Here is a 16,732-nt window from a genome sequence, read left to right as displayed (position 1 = left end):
TTATTCCTTGGCCAAACGTACCGCTACTCGCAAAACTGAACTGCGCGAACGTACATTATCGCTGACTTCAGTTTTACTTGGTTTAAGCTTTTTACCTACCAAGGCAAGTTTTTTGCCTTTTTGAATTTCTACTTCTGGAATTGGCATACCACGAGGTACTTTTTTACCTGTGCTGTGCTTTTTCATAAATTGCTTTACTAATCGGTCTTCTAGCGAGTGAAAACTAATGACCACTAAGCGACCACCTTCTTGTAATACATCTAACGCGGCAACTAATACGTTTTCAATTTGTTCAAGCTCTGAATTGATATACATACGAATAGCTTGAAAACTGCGAGTTGCGGGGTGTTTTTTAATTTCACGTTGCGGCGCGGCTACTTTAATAATCTTTGCTAACTGGCTGGTGGTAGTTAATTCTTCTTCTTCACGGGCATCTACAATGGCATTGGCAATACGCCAAGCGTGCTTTTCTTCACCGAAAGTTCTTAACACCCAGGTAATATCTTCAACATCAGCATGCATTAACCACTCGCTAGCCGTTTGACCTTTAGTGGTATCCATACGCATATCTAAAGGACCGTCTTTCATAAAACTAAAGCCACGGCTGGCATCATCAAGTTGCGGCGATGACACACCTAAATCTAATAAAATACCGTCGACTTTATCGGTTATATCTAAGTCGTTTGCAATATCAGCTAAATTAGAAAAACCGTTATGCACTATTGAAAAGCGGGGGTCGTCAGCAAATCTTTGCGCAGACTCTATTGCTGACGGATCCCTGTCGACCGCTATCAATCGGCCATTATCACCTAAGGTGTTCAGGATCAAACCTGAATGACCGCCCCGGCCAAAGGTACAGTCAATATAAGTACCGTCTGGTTTTATAGCTAAACCATCAACGGACTCTTGTAATAAAACTGAAATGTGTGAAAATTCTGTCGTCATATGTTTTCTTATAATGAAAAATCTTGTAATCGTTCAGTTAATTCCAATGCACCAGATTGAATATCATCAATGCCAGTTTGCATTTCTGTTTGCCAATCAGCTTCATTCCAAATTTCAAACTTATTAAATAAACCAACCAACATTACATTCTTGTCTAAATTGGCATGTTGACGAAGTACGCCGTTTAACAATAAACGACCATTTTTGTCGAGCTCACATTCGGTAGCGTTACCAAGTAAAATTCGTTTAATGGCTCGTTCACTTTTATTCATGTCTGATAAACGGCTTAATTTCAGCTCTAATTCTTCCCATTCGGGCAAAGGGTAAAGTAGTAAGCAACGATTTTCTGTATGCAGAGTGCAGATCATTTTACCGTCGAAATCAGCATACAAAGTCTCACGATACTTGGTTGGTATCGTGATACGATTCTTGCTGTCTAAGGTTATGTTGCTTGCGCCTCTAAACATAATATTTGCTTCTATCTGGATCTTGTTATTAAGCTGTGCATTTTTTAAACAATAGCCTAAAGATCCACATTTCTCCACTTTTTCCCACTTCTATACAGTTTAGTGATAACAGTCAACGGTTGTCAAGTAAAGAAATGGCAATAAAATGCGGCCAGAGATCTATAAAAAATAAGGGATAGCGCTAAGTTGCTTATTATGTGGAACTTTGTGGAACCTATGGGTAAATATATCCCAATAATTAAATTAAAACGGGGATAAATAACGACAAAAATGTCGAATAACTGTGGCGAAGTGGATTTTTTGTTTTAATTTTCGCTAATTACTGTCTAAGCCATAACAAAAACCTATCAAAGAGTTATTGTAAGTATGTATAATTACAACAATAATAAGCTCAATTAAATCACTTTTCAGTAATACAAAAAGATTAGGTATAAACATGACCACTCGTAAACAATTAGCTAACGCTATTCGCGTTTTATCTATGGACGCCGTTCAACAAGCAAACTCAGGTCATCCTGGGGCACCAATGGGTATGGCAGATATTGCCGAGGTGTTATGGAATGATTTTTTAAAACATAATCCAGAAAATCCTAATTGGCCTGACCGAGACCGATTTATTTTATCGAACGGTCATGGCTCTATGTTGATCTATTCTTTATTGCATTTATCTGGTTATGAATTACCTATTGAAGAAATTAAAAACTTCCGCCAATTACATTCAAAAACACCTGGCCATCCTGAATACGGTTATACACCTGGTGTTGAAACGACTACAGGTCCTTTAGGCGCAGGCATTTCAAATGCTGTCGGAATGGCAATAGCTGAAAAAACTTTAGCCGCACAATTCAATAAACCTGGTCATGATATTGTCGATCATTTCACTTATTGCTTTTTAGGCGATGGTTGTTTAATGGAAGGCATCTCTCATGAAGCAAGCTCATTAGCCGGTACTTTAGGCTTAGGCAAGTTGATTGCCTTTTGGGATGATAATGGTATTTCAATAGATGGCAAAGTTGAAGGTTGGTTTACTGATAACACCCCTGCCCGTTTTGAAGCCTACGGCTGGCATGTGATTAGTGATGTAGATGGTCACGATCCAGTTGCCATTAGTAATGCTATAAAAGCAGCACAAGCTGAAACAAGTAAACCAACGATGATTTGTTGTAAAACAGTAATTGGTTTTGGCTCTCCAAACAAATCAGGTAGCCACGATTGTCACGGCGCACCACTTGGTCATGATGAAGTCGCCGCAGTTCGAGAATTTTTAAACTGGGAAGAAAAAGAATCATTTGTTGTTCCTGATGAAGTTTATGCAGGTTGGGATAAAAAACAACAAGGTGTTGATCGCCAAGCTCAATGGGAAGAAGCATTTGTTGAATATAAAAATGCACATCCTGAACTAGCTAGTGAATTTGAACGCCGTGTAATTACTAAAGAATTACCAGCTAACTTTGCTGAAAAAGCCGATGAATTTATACAAGCCAGCCAAGCAAGCATGGCGAATATTGCCTCACGTAAAGCGTCGCAAAATTCGATTGAAGCATTCGCGCCTTTACTACCAGAGTTATTAGGTGGCTCTGCCGATTTAGCCGGTTCTAACTTAACCTTGTGGTCAGGTTCAAAAGGTATTAGTAGCGACGATGCATCGGGTAACTACTTATTTTATGGTGTTCGTGAATTTGGTATGAGTGGCATAATGAATGGTATCTCATTACATGATGGCTTCATTAACTACGGCGCTACTTTCTTAATGTTTATGGAATATGCACGTAATGCGGTTCGTATGTCTGCGCTTATGGGCATTCAAAACATTTTTGTTTATACACATGATTCAATTGGTCAAGGTGAAGATGGTCCAACCCATCAACCAATTGAGCAAGTACCTAATTTACGCCTAACGCCTAATATGACGACATGGCGCCCATGTGATGCCACTGAAAGTGCCGTTGCTTGGAAAGCTGCAATCATGAATCAGGATGCTCCTTCTGCATTAGTTTTCTCTCGCCAAGGTTTAACACATCAAGTGCGCAGCCCTGAGCAAGTTGAAAACATTTCTAAAGGTGGTTACATCTTACAAGATTGTGTTGGCACACCGGATGCAATTTTAATCGCAACTGGCTCTGAAATGGCTATTACAATTGCTGCCGCTAACAAGCTAACAGAACAAGGCCATAAGATACGTGTTGTTTCTATGCCAAGTACCAATATTTTTGATGCTCAAGATGATGATTATCAAGAATCAGTATTACCAGGCTCTGTTGACAATATTGTTGCGGTAGAAGCGGCTCATAAAGATTTTTGGTATAAATATGTTGGCCGTAAAGGTGCCGTAATTGGCATGGACACGTTCGGTGAATCTGCGCCAGGTAATGTATTACTTGAACACTTTGGCTTTACTAGCGACAACATAGTAAATACAACGTTATCACTTTTGAACAAATAGGACTTCAATAAATGTCGGCAAGAACCAATTTACCTAGTTGGAAGTTTTTAAAAGAGCATGCGATAAGCATGAAACAACATCACATGAAAGATCTGTTTCAAAATAGTGATTATCGCTTTAATGATTTCAACTTGAAGTTGCCGGCATTTTTGTTCGACTATTCAAAAAACCTGATTACTAAAGAAACAATGGCCGGTTTATTCACCTTAGCAAGAGATTGTGATCTTGAGCAATGGCGTGAAAAAATGTTCAAAGGCGATCGTATTAATAGCACCGAAGATCGCAGTGTTTTGCATGTGGCTTTAAGGGATCGTTCCGGTACACCGTTAATTGTTGATGGTGAAAACTTAACCGAGAAAGTAAATAAAGCTCTTGAGCAAATTAATATTTTCTCTGAAAAAGTACGTACCGGACAATGGAAAGGCTATTCAGGTAAGCGTATTAAAGATGTAGTGAATATTGGCGTTGGTGGTTCAAACCTTGGTCCACAAATGGTCACTGAAGCACTTAAGCACTACAGCGATAATAGTGTTCGAGTGCATTATGTATCTAATGTTGATGGCACTCAAATCGCCGATATATTAAGACCGTTAGACCCTGAAAATACTTTATTTATTGTTTCAAGTAAAACCTTTACTACCACTGAAACCATGACTAATGCCCAAACCGCGATGAAATGGTTAGTTACTTCAGCGTTTGATGAATCGGCCATTGGTAAACACTTTGTCGCTGTTTCTTCAAACAAAGTAAACGCGTGTGAATTCGGTATTAAAGCAGAAAATATCTTTGATATGTGGGATTGGGTTGGCGGCCGCTTTTCTTTATGGTCAGCAATTGGTTTACCTATTGCAATCGACCTTGGCTTTGACAAGTTTATTGAACTACTTGAAGGCGCTCATGAAATGGATATGCATTTTAAAAATGCACCATTAGAGCAAAACGCGCCAGTGATTATGGCACTATTAAGTGTGTGGAATTGCACATTTTTAGGCTCTCAATCACAAGCAATTTTACCTTATGACCAACCGCTGCATAAACTCACCGCGTATTTGCAACAAGCAGAGATGGAAAGCAATGGTAAGTCCGTAAACTGGCAAGGCCAAGAGGTAGACTACGCTACTGTACCGTCTATTTGGGGCGAAATTGGTATTAATGGCCAACATGCTTTTTATCAGTACTTACACCAGAGCAATAATGTAGTACCCGCTGATTTTATTGGCTCAGTTGAATCGGTAACTCCTGTACAAGGCCATCACGATACATTAATGGCTAACTTTTTTGCACAAACTGAAGCGCTGATGAGCGGTGTTAATGAACAACAAGTACGTGAAGATTTAAAAGCTAAAGGTCGTACGCAAGAATACATAGATAAAGTGGCTCCACATAAGGTGCATAAGGGAAACCGTCCTACCAACACTATTTTATTAGATAGAATTGAACCTAAATCATTAGGTAGCTTGATTGCTTTGTACGAAAATAAAATATTTAGCCAAGGTATAATCTTAGAAATTTGTTCATTTGATCAATGGGGTGTTGAATTAGGCAAAGGCTTAGCGAACCGTATTTATGATGAAATAAAAGCTGAAAGTTTAGTAGCCAATCATGATAGTTCAACTCGTGAACTTATTAATTATTATAAAGTTATCAAAGCTAAAAAATAATCATTCCGGAAATATTAAATAAGCACAGATACAATACTGTGCTTCTTTATTTTTATGGCTTTGAAAAATAAAATACATTTCTGATTAATTTATTTAAGTTGCTGCTATGATTAACTTAATTAGTTAATTTTATTTAAATTAGAAGTTATTCTTTATGTTTAGCCAATCGCTCATTGCTTCCATTATATTGCTTATTGCACTGCTTGTTTTTGTTATAAAAAAAATACGTTCACAAACACAACAAGACATAGCAGACTTACTAGGCAACAAGAAGTCAAAACAATTAGTGGTAGGTGCTGTAGGGATTTTTTTACTGATCATTTCAGTCATTGTTGTTTATGGTCTAGATAAAATTAACCAGCAAATTAAGGAACAAGCTGTTGCTTCTCTCGAAACAGTTGTTGTAACTACAAATTCATCGCTAGATGCATGGCATGAAGGCCACATCGCTGCACTACATGTATTTACCGAGAACGAAGAAAATATCACTCTTGCCGAAAAACTTATTAACTCTCCAAAAGCAACTTTAAAAGACAATCCGCATTTAGATAAATTACGAGATAATTACAATGCTTTGCCGGAAGAATATAAACACGTTGGCTTCTTTATTATTTCCAAAGATTTTGCAAATTTCGGCTCATCAAGAGATAAAAACTTAGGCGAATTAAATCTAATCTACCAACAAAAGCCCGACCTTTTAGCAAAAGCATTTAGTGGCGAAACGGTTGTTATTCCACCAATCATTAGTGATATTTCATTACACAAACTACAAAAAGGTTTAGGCTCACATAACACTACAATGTTTATTGTTGGCCCACTAATAAATAAGCAAGGTGAAGTATTTTCGGTCTTTGCCATACGAATTAACCCATATAAAGAATTATTTAGAATTGCAGCAAGTGGCCGAGTAGGAAAATCTGGTGAAACCTATTTTGTAAATGATCAGGGGTTATTAGTTTCTGCCAGCCGCTTTGAAAAACAACTGGCTAAAATAGGTTTATTAAAAGGTGGTCAGTCAAGTATTTTGAGTATAGAACTACGAGATCCTGGTTACAAACTCACTATAGATTCACCCTATTCAAATGATACTAGCACAAGGCCGTTAACATTAAGTGCTGAACAAGTTATCAGTAAACAGCAAGGGCAAAATAGTGCTGGCTATCGAGATTACCGAGGTCAAGATGTTATGGGAGCTTGGCAATGGAATGAAGGTCTAGGCTTTGGCATTATTTCAGAAATAGATCTTGCGGAAGTACAAGCGGGGTATAACGAGCTGCGCTATACCATTGCGGCAGTGTTACTCACAATAATTGTTTTAACGTTATTGTTGGCTAATATTGCAGCCAACATTGTAAAACGCATAAACAATCGTTTAATTAAAGCTAATTCAGACCTTGAAGGCCGAGTAATAGAGCGCACCAAAGAATTGTCTGATCGAGAAAGTCGTTTATGGGATTTATATCAAAATTCTCCTGTTGCCCATGCCACCGTACTGCACAATGGCAAGTTCAGCAAACACAACAAAGTATTTGCAAAATTAACCGGTTACAGAAAAGAGCAATTTGATGAATTACATTGGCAAGACTTGTTGCCTGCAGATGATGGCGCTAAAGAAGGATTAAACATTTTTCAAGCCGGTTGTGATGGCACTACTGGTAACGACGTAAATATCACCATAATTAACGCCGAAGGCAAAGAATTAAAGATTGCCGCCTCTGCCGTACCAGATACTAATAATGAAGAAGTTCGGTTTTCTCTAGTAGATGTTACTGAACGAGAGGAAGCATTAATTAAAATATCTGAAAATGAAAACCAATTTCGCTCTATGGTATCTAACTTGGCCGGCGCGGTATTTCGTTATGAACTTTTTGAAAATTGGCGAGAGCACAGCCCGTTATTATATATTACCGATAAAATAAAGGTGATCACTGGCTTTGATCCTGATGATTTCTTAGGAGACAATCCAACCAGAGCTATAAGCTCAATCTCACATCCAGAAGACTGGCTTGAAGTAGATAAACAGATAGAGTCATCAATTAACAGTGGTAAACCGTTTTCTACAACATTCAGGCTTTATGATAATCATAAAAACGTCCATATTGTTCAACTTCGCGCTACAACTCTTACAGATGTTAAGGCAAATAGAAGTTACTTTGATGGCTCAATTGTAGATATAACAGAACAAGAGCAACTTAAAGCCGAATTAAAAGACAGTGAAATTCGATTCAAAACAATTCTAGAAAGTGTTGGTGATGGCATTATAGTTATTGACCAAGAAGGAATTGTGCAAGAGTTCAGCCCTGCAGCTGAACGCATATTTGGCTATCAAGTGAATGAAGTTATTGGCCAAAACATCAACATGCTGCAGCCCGAAAATATTGCCATAAAACATGATGATATTCTTCAAGGTTATAATGCGAAAAAATCATCAACTGTTGTTGATCAAATACGAGAGGTTAACGGCAAGCGCAAAAATGGTGAAATTTTCCCAATGGATTTATCTGTTAAAGCCGGAATTTTAGGCGAACAAAAAGTTTTTATTGGAGTTATTCGAGACATTACCGAACGCCATCAACAAGAACAACTATTAAAAGAAAGTGAAGAACGATTAGATGCTGCAACTTACGGTGCTCGCATCGGTTTATGGGAGTTTTTCCCGGAAAAAGTTAATGCTCGAGTTAATACTATGTGGGCTACCATGCTAGGTTATGCGCCTAATGAAATCATGGAAGAGGATAAAAAATGGTCGTTCGTTAAAGGCGGCTTAAAAACCTGGCGAGAGCTTGTTCATCCTGATGACCGTGAAAAAGCAGAGCAATACATGCGAGAATATATTACCTCTGATAACCAAGAATTCAAGCATGAACTCCGCATTCGCTGTAAAGATGGTCAATATAAGTGGATATTGGATATTGGTCGTACTACAGAAACTAACGAACAGGGCGTTCCAACCCGCATTTCTGGTGTACATATTGATATTACTGAACGTAAGAGATTAGAACTTGATTATGAGCAAGCAAAACAAATTGCCGAGGATGCCAACAAGGCTAAATCTGACTTTTTAGCTAATATGTCTCACGAAATTCGTACACCAATGAATGCCATCATCGGCATGTCCCATCTTGCTTTAGAAACAGAACTCGATAGAAAACAACGTAATTATATTGATAAGGTGCACCGCAGTGCTGAATCATTGCTGGGTATTATTAATGACATCTTAGATTTTTCTAAAATAGAAGCCGGAAAATTAGATATTGAGAACATCAATTTTAATTTAGGGGATGTACTTGAAAACCTCACTAACTTTGTCAGCATTAAAGCAGAAGAAAAACAGTTAGAATTATTATTTGATATTGAAGCGGGCTTGCCTATGAACCTTAAAGGTGACCCGTTGCGCTTAACTCAAATTTTAATCAACCTTGCGAATAATGCAGTTAAATTCACATCTGAAGGGGAAGTTGTTCTTAATATCACTAATCAGTTTGTTAATGAACAATACGTTGAATTGAAGTTTTCCGTTGAGGACACCGGTATAGGTATGACCGAAGAGCAACAATCCAAGTTATTTCAACCATTCACCCAAGCTGATGCCTCAACAACAAGAAAGCATGGTGGTACAGGTTTAGGTCTAGCCATTTCTAAAAAGCTAGTTCGCTTAATGGGTGGTAAAATTTCACTTGCAAGTGAGATTGGCAAAGGTAGTACATTTTCATTTGCGATAACATTCAATCGTCAACAAGAAAGTACTATAAAGGAACTGATCCCAGCGAAGCAAGTTAATCGAGTGTTAGTTGTTGATGATAACGCTCACGCTAGGGAGATATTTTCTAAAATGGTAGCATCGTTAGGTTATGAAGTTGTAACTGCGGAAAATGCAGCTAAGGGCCTCGAACGACTTAAAGATTCTGACTTGCATAAACCATTCGAATTGGTATTGATGGACTGGCAAATGCCAACTATGGATGGCGTTGAAGCCATCACGATAATTGAAAATAAACTCAATTTAAAACATCCTCCGACTATTTTCATGGTGACAGCTTATGGCCGTGAAGAATTGAAGATGCAAACAGACGGGTTGAATGTAGCAACCATTTTAACTAAACCGGTGACTACTTCGTCGTTAAATGATGCAATTGTAGATTCTTTGGGTGCTATACATTCGGATAGCAAAATTATTAACTCTCGCCGAGATAAATCTAAAGATGCCATTAGTTTATTGCAAGGCGCAGAAATTTTAGCCGTTGAAGACAATGAAGTTAATCAAGAATTGATTGTGGGATTGTTAACCAATAATGGCATTAACTGTAGTATTGCTAACAATGGCTTAGAAGCAATCCAAATGATTGAAAAACAATTTTTTGATGGTGTATTAATGGATTGCCAAATGCCAGTAATGGATGGTTATACGGCAACCCAAAAACTTAGAGAAAATCCTAAATTTTCTAATTTGCCAATTATTGCGATGACCGCAAATGCTATGGCGGGAGATAGAGAAAAAGCATTATCTGCCGGGATGAATGATCATATTCCAAAACCAATTAACGTCGCTTCTATGTTTCAAATTATGGCCAATTGGATTAAGCCTTTAAATCAACAAGTAGAAAATTTAGATGCTCCAATACAGAAAATAACTATTTCTTTGCCTGATTCATTGCAAAGCATTGATATAGATGATGGTTTAACAAGAACAATGGCTGATAAAAAGCTTTATCTAAAACTGTTAGTCAAATTTAGCGAGGGACAACAAAACTTTATAGAACAATTCAATAGTGCTTTAGACGAAAATGATACAGAGTTAACAACTCGTTTAGCACACACATTGAAAGGCCTAGCTGGTAATATTGGTGCTAAACAGCTACTTGAAGCTGCTGAATTACTAGAGGCTCAATCAGCAACTAAACAAGTAACGAGTAGAAGCGTTCAAGATGTTGAAAATAAGCTCGACCAAGTTTTAGCTGAATTAATGCCGATAATCGAAGCAAACCAACATAAACAACCTAAACAACCTATGCAGACAACAAAAACAGACATAGACGTACAACCTATTTTAAGAAAGCTTGCCATTATGCTCATCGATTATGACACTGAAACAGTCGACTTTATCAATGAGCAAGAAGCGAGTTTAAGAACAATTGATTCCAATGGTTGGTTCAAGTCATTACGTTTAGCTATCGAAGGGTATGATTATGATCAAGCAAGCAATTTGGTTAATCAGAAGATCGAGAAGTAACTAACTATACAGAAGACACGACAGCCTTTTACTGATCTTTATCTATGACCAAAGTACTATATATTTTCTTATAATAATGTTCTTTAATAATTGCATTGTTTTAACTCGCCTAAGCTAGCCATACCTGATATGTTGTTTTCTTAAATATTTATTAGTAAGTGGTACGAGGTTTTCCGATGCGCATTGTAGAAATATTATTAGTTGAAGCTCCACACAAGCCTGGTTATATGGCAAAGGTATTAGGTGTAATTGGTGAGTTTGGCGCAACCGTTGAAGGCTTAAACGCAGTTCGGCGACTGGATAAAGATACTATTTGGGAAGTCACTGTCGAATATGATGATTCATTAAGCATCGAGTCATTATTTGAGCAAATCAATTTATTACCAGATACCTTTATTACAGGTAAGTCAGATCGTGTATTTAACCGCCATAAGCAAGGAAAAATACAAACAGTATCACGCATTAGCATCGACTCATTGGAAATTCTCCGTGATGTATATACACCAGGTGTTGCTAGAGTTTGCCAAGCAATACAACATACACCGAGTAAAATAAAAGAATTTACCAATATCCAAAATACTGTCGCAATAGTTACCAATGGCACTGCAATTTTAGGGCTTGGTGACATAGGACCAGAAGCAGGTTTGCCGGTAATGGAAGGTAAGGCTGCAATACTAGCTGAAATAGTTGGTCTATCCGGCGTACCAATTTTAATTAAAGAAAAAGATCCGCTTAAAATTATCGAGGTTGTTGAAGCGATTTCTCCATCTTTTGGTGCAATATTACTGGAAGATATTAAAGCTCCAGAGTGTTTCACCATTGAAGACGAGCTAATAAACCGAGTACCTAAACCAGTATTTCATGACGATCAACACGGCACCGCAATGGTCGTATTGGCGGCTTTATTATCGGCAACTAAACAAATCGATGTAGATTTAAAAGATAAAGTCTTTGGTCAAATAGGCCTAGGCGCTGCCGGTATGGGAATTTGCAATTTACTTTCTGAGTATGGAGTTAAGCAAGTAGTTGGCTGCGATCTAAGTGAAGAAGCTCAGAAAAAATTAAGATCCTTAGGCGGTACACCTATGAGCCTTGATGAGGTAATGAAAACAGCTGATGTTGTTGTTGCCACAACAGGAGTTAAAGGTCTAATAAAACCTGAAATGGTTCGTGAAGGTCAGATCATTATGGCACTAACAAATCCAGATCCGGAAATTGAACCAAATGTTGCCCTTGAAAATGGTGCTCTCTTTGCTACTTGCGGTAAAGTTGTAAATAACATGCTTGCCTTCCCCGGTTTATTTAAAGGTACATTAGATGCGGGGGTTATTAATATAACCCATCAAATGAAAATTGCCGTATCTGAAACGCTATCAAACTTAGCAAGAGATGGTGCTCTAGTACCGGCCTCTTTAAATAAAAATGCTCATAAAAAAGTTGCCGAAGCGGTATATCAAGCCGCAATAAAACAAAAAAATGAGTATCTTTAGCTATTAGTATTTGTTTAAGCATTTAAAAACAAAAAGCCTGACCAACTTTCGTCAATCAGGCTTTCTATAAATTAGTGAGTTGGCCGTATAAGCCGGGTTCTGTTACCTACAGTATAAATACTAAAGGCGACAATCATTCGTCTAGGCTATAAATCGCTCTATAGCTCAAGCAACCTACCCGGTTCCAACGCGAGCCACGCCTAATGGAACCCTATTTGGTCTTGCTCCGGGTGGAGTTTACCCTGCTGCGGACTGTTACCAGCCGCCCGGTGCGCTCTTACCGCACCCTTTCAGCCTTACCTGTGCTACGAATAGCCATCGGCGGTCTTCTCTCTGCTGCACTTGTCGTGGGCTTGCGCCCCCCAGGCGTTACCTGGCACCCTGCTCATTGGAGCCCGGACTTTCCTCCCCTTAATCTGTCTATCGTCAACTTGCGCATCAGATACAACGATTAAGCAGCGATTGTCTGGCCAACTCGGCGGGGATTGTACCTGAAAAACCGGGGTCAGAGTCAAGTTATTATTTAAAAACTTGACTCTGACCTCGGTTTTTCATTTATTTAAGCTCTAATGCGATTTGGTACAAAGCATTTTTCTTTACACCATGTATTTCTGCAGCAATAGCACAGGCCGTTTTAGGCTTCATCTCTGCAAGTAAAAGCTTTAAGGTTTTTATCGCGACTTCAGGGATATCATTAGGATCAATATGCGCGCCTTCAATAATAAGTACCATTTCACCTTTTAATTGATTTGAGTCTTCATTGAGCCAGGCGAGAATGTTTTCAGCAGTGTCTGCATGAATGGTTTCAAAGGTTTTGGTTAACTCTCTGGCAATCACAATTTGGCGTTCGCCACCTAATACATCATTAATATCTTGGACGGTATCTATTGCCCGGCGCGGTGAATCATAAAACACCATAGTTCTTGGTTCACTGGCAAGCTCACTTAACTTTGCTTGACGTGCGCCCGATTTTGACGGCAGAAAGCCTTCAAAAGTGAACCTGTCGGTGGGTAACCCGGCAACCGATAGAGCAGCAATTGCTGCGCACGCACCTGGTACAGGAACTACCGGTAAGTTTTGTTCTCTAAGGTGTCTTACAACATGAAAACCAGGATCTGAAATAAGTGGCGTACCGGCATCAGAAACAAGTGCTATGCTTTTACCTTGCTTGAGTAAATCAGCAATGTATTCCTGGCGTTGACGTTCGTTATGATCGTGTAATGATAATGTTTTATTTTTAATATTGTAGGCTGACAATAGCCTGCCAGTATGGCGCGTATCTTCACAGGCAATAATATCTACTTGGCTAAGTACATCTATTGCTCGTTGACTAAGATCTAGTAAATTGCCGATTGGCGTTGCTACCACATAAAAAGTGCTAGAATTAACAGTGATTTGACTCATAAATATATTGATACCATTTGAACACAGCTATTGCTCAACAGTGAGCATGCGGTTTATTATATACCTGTTGTCATTCACTATAAAACCTTCATTTTGGATAACAGCAAGTATCATACTAATTACATAGACGGACCAATTGCCGGTGATAAAAATAAAGAGTTCAATGAAAAACGTTTCTTTAATACTTTCCTTATCTGTTCTAACGTTATTATACGGCTGTAGTACACCCGTTTCTGATAAAACATCAGGCAAGCAGGTTTCCAAACCGGTAACACCTGAAATAGAAGTTATTGAAGACAGCGAATTATCTGCTCTAGATCTACTATCCGCTGCAAGTAATGAAAGTAATAATCAATCGACTATTTTACTTTTACAGGCCTCAGCCAAATTTATTTATGAACAACAACTTGAACAAGCACTGCACATAAGTATTGAATTAAGTAAGCTAGAACTCACTAAAGGCCAATATAACTATAATCAACTAAATATTGCCGAAGCGTTATTTGAATTAGGTTACACCGATTTAGCAGCTCTTGAGCTTGCTAAAATTGAAACCGACTCACCAGTTAAAAGACAATTATTTTTACAAGCTAACCTAAATGTACAACAAGATTTGCTAGTTGATGGCATTATTAGCTTCTTAGATTATCACCAACAGTTCCCTGTTCAATCTATAGATGAAGCAGCTTATTTATCATCACTATTTAGTAAATTAACTCCTTGGCAAAAGCACGCACTTACAAAACGTAGCGCTACTGATCTCAACGGTTGGTTAGAATACTCTGATATAGTTGCAAATAATGGCTATAAATCCGCTAATTTAAATTCTTCTCTAAAAAAATGGCAAAAAAGCAATAAGCAACACCCAGCCAATTTATTAACTCCAGATCTTATTGCTTCGGTATTAGAAATAGAGAACTCATTAGGCTATAAAAATATCGCGGTGTTAGTTCCTTTATCAGGTAGAGAGGCACCTTTAGGCAAAACTATTCAAGCAGGTATTATTGCCGTTTATCAGACACACCCAGAAAGACAGTTAACATTTATCGATACAAATAGCGATGAAATGACTGATATTGTTGATCAATTGCATAGCATCAAACCGGACTTTGTTATTGGGCCATTATTAAAGCAGCATGTAGACAGCTACTTAGCGACTAACCAGCAACAAACAGATATTACTGAGACAGAACTAGTAAACGACGAGTTTATAATAAGCCAAGGGGTTGAAGAATCTATAACGGAACAAAGTGTTGTAACTGATGAAGATTTGCAAAATTTTCCTCTAGAAGAATCACACTCCTGGTTTACTTTATTGTTAAATTTACCTGAACATGCATTTTTAAGTAAAAACCAATTTGCTTTGTCTATGCTACCTGAAGATGAAGCAAGTCAAGCTGCTTTTTCACTCAGCCAACAAGGTTTTAAATCAGCGTTAATTTTAAGCCAAAATACTGCCATAGGTAAAAGAATGGCGAACAGCTTTGCTGAGCAGTGGCAGAAGCAAACGAGCAGTGACGCCAGCATTATTTACTATCCAACAGGTAATAAAATGCAACAGGCTGTTAAACAGGGTTTAGATGTAAACCTATCAGACGAACGCATTTATTTATTGCGTAACAGAATAAAAGAAAACGTAAAAGCCGAAGCTAGAAATCGACGTGATGTTGATATGATTTATATGTTCGCCACACCTGATCAAGCGCGGTTGTTAAAACCTTATATTGATGTGAATATAAGCCCTTTTGCTAACGCTATTCCAATGTATGCTAGCTCAAGAAGTTACAATGTTGATATTGACAGAAATACTCGCAGAGATCTTAATGGTTTAACCTTCACTGAAATCCCGTGGCTTTTACCGATGAAACAAGTCAACCCGTTAATGTCGGCTGATGCCAAACAGATATGGCCAAACAGAAGTAGTCAACTTGAACGTATTTATGCGATGGGAATAGATGCTCTACAACTAGTAGATAAAGTAAAGGCTATGCAACTTGTCCCGATGTTAAGACATAAAGGGGAAACAGGAACTCTACAGATGGATGCAAATGGTATTATTAGTAGAACTTTATCCTGGGGAAAGTATCGCACTTCACGGATACAAAATGTTGAAATGCAATAACGTAACAACAAAATATCAAGGTGACGTTTATGAGCAAGCGGCCTTAGATTATTTGTTAACGCTGAAACTGAATCTAATTGAGCGGAATTTCAGTTGTAAATTAGGTGAAATTGACTTAATTATGCAAGATAAGGAATTTCTGGTATTTGTTGAAGTCAAATACCGTAAATCTACTCACTTTGGAGAGCCTTCTGAGATGGTTTCTGCATCTAAACAGAAAAAAATTTGTAAAACAGCGCAAATATATCTGCAAAAACATGGTTTGAATGAATATAATACCTTTTGTAGGTTTGATGTAGTAAGTATTAAAGGGCCCGCTACATCCACTGAAATTACCTGGCTAAAAAATGCCTTTTATGGAGTTGAATAATGTTAGAACGTGTAAAACATAATTTTCGCGAAAGTATCGAAACAAAAATTGCGGCAAGCGAAGAACTTCCTATCGCCATCGAGAAAGGTGGAATGGTAATGGTGGAGTGCTTATTAGGCGGCCACAAAATTTTAACTTGCGGTAATGGTGGTTCGGCTGGCGATGCTCAGCACTTTTCATCTGAGCTATTAAACCGTTATGAAACCGAACGCCCTAGTTTACCTGCTATTGCGCTAACTACTGACAGTTCAACGATTACATCAATCGCTAATGATTACAGTTATGAAGAAATATTTTCTAAGCAAATTAGAGCATTAGGGAACAGTGGGGATGTTTTACTAGCGATCTCGACCAGTGGTAATTCTAAAAATGTAATCAAAGGAATTGAAGCTGCCGTTGCCAGAGATATGAAGATTGTTGCCTTAACCGGAAATGATGGTGGCGAAATTGCTGGATTACTAGGTGAAAATGATGTAGAAATTCGTGTTCCATCTGGTCGAACAGCTCGTATACAAGAAGTTCATTTATTAGCAATCCACTGTTTATGTGAAATTATTGATACGACTCTTTTCCCACAAGCAGAAAGCTAATTACTCACAG

The 16,732-nt window shown here is 38.1% G+C and carries 10 protein-coding genes and 1 other RNA gene; 7 read left to right on the top strand and 4 right to left on the bottom strand.

What is annotated here, in order from left to right:
- A complete protein-coding gene (gene rsmH / locus RGQ13_RS03000; protein ID WP_348392075.1) occupies positions 1-945 on the bottom strand; it encodes a 16S rRNA (cytosine(1402)-N(4))-methyltransferase RsmH in 945 nt (314 codons plus the stop codon).
- Between the two features lie 8 nt (positions 946-953).
- The gene (gene mraZ / locus RGQ13_RS02995; RefSeq protein WP_348392074.1) at positions 954-1,412 is read right to left on the bottom strand and encodes a division/cell wall cluster transcriptional repressor MraZ; all 459 of its coding nucleotides are present in this window, start codon (positions 1,410-1,412) and stop codon (positions 954-956) included.
- Between the two features lie 436 nt (positions 1,413-1,848).
- Here mraZ and tkt point away from each other — a divergent pair, with 436 nt between their 5' ends.
- From tkt to RGQ13_RS02975, 4 genes are all read left to right on the top strand, one after another.
- The gene (gene tkt / locus RGQ13_RS02990) at positions 1,849-3,855 is read left to right on the top strand and encodes a transketolase (protein ID WP_348392073.1); all 2,007 of its coding nucleotides are present in this window, start codon (positions 1,849-1,851) and stop codon (positions 3,853-3,855) included.
- Between the two features lie 11 nt (positions 3,856-3,866).
- On the top strand, positions 3,867-5,516 hold the full coding sequence (gene pgi, locus RGQ13_RS02985) for a glucose-6-phosphate isomerase (protein ID WP_348392072.1): 1,650 nt from the start codon (positions 3,867-3,869) through the stop codon (positions 5,514-5,516).
- A 154-nt stretch (positions 5,517-5,670) separates the two neighbouring features.
- Positions 5,671-10,746 carry a PAS domain S-box protein gene (locus RGQ13_RS02980; RefSeq protein WP_348392071.1) on the top strand — a complete coding sequence of 1,692 codons (5,076 nt, stop codon included), beginning with the start codon at positions 5,671-5,673 and terminating at the stop codon, positions 10,744-10,746.
- A gap of 176 nt (positions 10,747-10,922) precedes the next feature.
- Entirely contained in the window at positions 10,923-12,236 is a 1,314-nt protein-coding gene (locus tag RGQ13_RS02975) for a malic enzyme-like NAD(P)-binding protein (RefSeq protein WP_348392070.1), read from the top strand.
- A gap of 71 nt (positions 12,237-12,307) precedes the next feature.
- Here the strand turns inward: RGQ13_RS02975 and rnpB are convergent.
- Positions 12,308-12,714, bottom strand: an RNA gene (gene rnpB / locus RGQ13_RS02970) — RNase P RNA component class A.
- A 77-nt stretch (positions 12,715-12,791) separates the two neighbouring features.
- Positions 12,792-13,640, bottom strand: coding sequence for a 16S rRNA (cytidine(1402)-2'-O)-methyltransferase (gene rsmI / locus RGQ13_RS02965; RefSeq protein WP_348392069.1), 849 nt, complete (start codon positions 13,638-13,640; stop codon positions 12,792-12,794).
- A 163-nt stretch (positions 13,641-13,803) separates the two neighbouring features.
- On the opposite strand from rsmI, the gene RGQ13_RS02960 reads away from it, so the two are divergent.
- From RGQ13_RS02960 to RGQ13_RS02950, 3 genes are read left to right on the top strand one after another with little or no spacing between them, the layout of a single operon-like run.
- Positions 13,804-15,762 carry a penicillin-binding protein activator gene (locus tag RGQ13_RS02960; protein WP_348392068.1) on the top strand — a complete coding sequence of 653 codons (1,959 nt, stop codon included), beginning with the start codon at positions 13,804-13,806 and terminating at the stop codon, positions 15,760-15,762.
- On the top strand, positions 15,746-16,132 hold the full coding sequence (locus tag RGQ13_RS02955) for a YraN family protein (protein WP_348392067.1): 387 nt from the start codon (positions 15,746-15,748) through the stop codon (positions 16,130-16,132). The genes RGQ13_RS02960 and RGQ13_RS02955 overlap by 17 nt, the downstream gene beginning before the upstream one ends.
- Positions 16,132-16,722, top strand: a complete 591-nt coding sequence (locus RGQ13_RS02950) for a phosphoheptose isomerase (protein WP_348392066.1) — start codon at positions 16,132-16,134, stop codon at positions 16,720-16,722. The genes RGQ13_RS02955 and RGQ13_RS02950 overlap by 1 nt, the downstream gene beginning before the upstream one ends.
- Positions 16,723-16,732 lie beyond the last annotated feature (10 nt).

It is taken from the genome of Thalassotalea psychrophila, from assembly GCF_031583595.1.
Classification (GTDB): domain Bacteria; phylum Pseudomonadota; class Gammaproteobacteria; order Enterobacterales; family Alteromonadaceae; genus Thalassotalea_A; species Thalassotalea_A psychrophila.
This window is presented reverse-complemented; position numbering and strand designations above follow the sequence as displayed.

Bases quoted from the DNA above. Each gene is read 5' to 3' on its own strand.
- rsmH (WP_348392075.1), bottom strand. From the start codon at position 945: ATGACGACAGAATTTTCACACATTTCAGTTTTATTACAAGAGTCCGTT.
- mraZ (WP_348392074.1), bottom strand. From the start codon at position 1,412: ATGTTTAGAGGCGCAAGCAACATAACCTTAGACAGCAAGAATCGTATC.
- tkt (WP_348392073.1), top strand. From the start codon at position 1,849: ATGACCACTCGTAAACAATTAGCTAACGCTATTCGCGTTTTATCTATG.
- pgi (WP_348392072.1), top strand. From the start codon at position 3,867: ATGTCGGCAAGAACCAATTTACCTAGTTGGAAGTTTTTAAAAGAGCAT.
- RGQ13_RS02980 (WP_348392071.1), top strand. From the start codon at position 5,671: ATGTTTAGCCAATCGCTCATTGCTTCCATTATATTGCTTATTGCACTG.
- RGQ13_RS02975 (WP_348392070.1), top strand. From the start codon at position 10,923: ATGCGCATTGTAGAAATATTATTAGTTGAAGCTCCACACAAGCCTGGT.
- rsmI (WP_348392069.1), bottom strand. From the start codon at position 13,640: ATGAGTCAAATCACTGTTAATTCTAGCACTTTTTATGTGGTAGCAACG.
- RGQ13_RS02960 (WP_348392068.1), top strand. From the start codon at position 13,804: ATGAAAAACGTTTCTTTAATACTTTCCTTATCTGTTCTAACGTTATTA.
- RGQ13_RS02955 (WP_348392067.1), top strand. From the start codon at position 15,746: ATGTTGAAATGCAATAACGTAACAACAAAATATCAAGGTGACGTTTAT.
- RGQ13_RS02950 (WP_348392066.1), top strand. From the start codon at position 16,132: ATGTTAGAACGTGTAAAACATAATTTTCGCGAAAGTATCGAAACAAAA.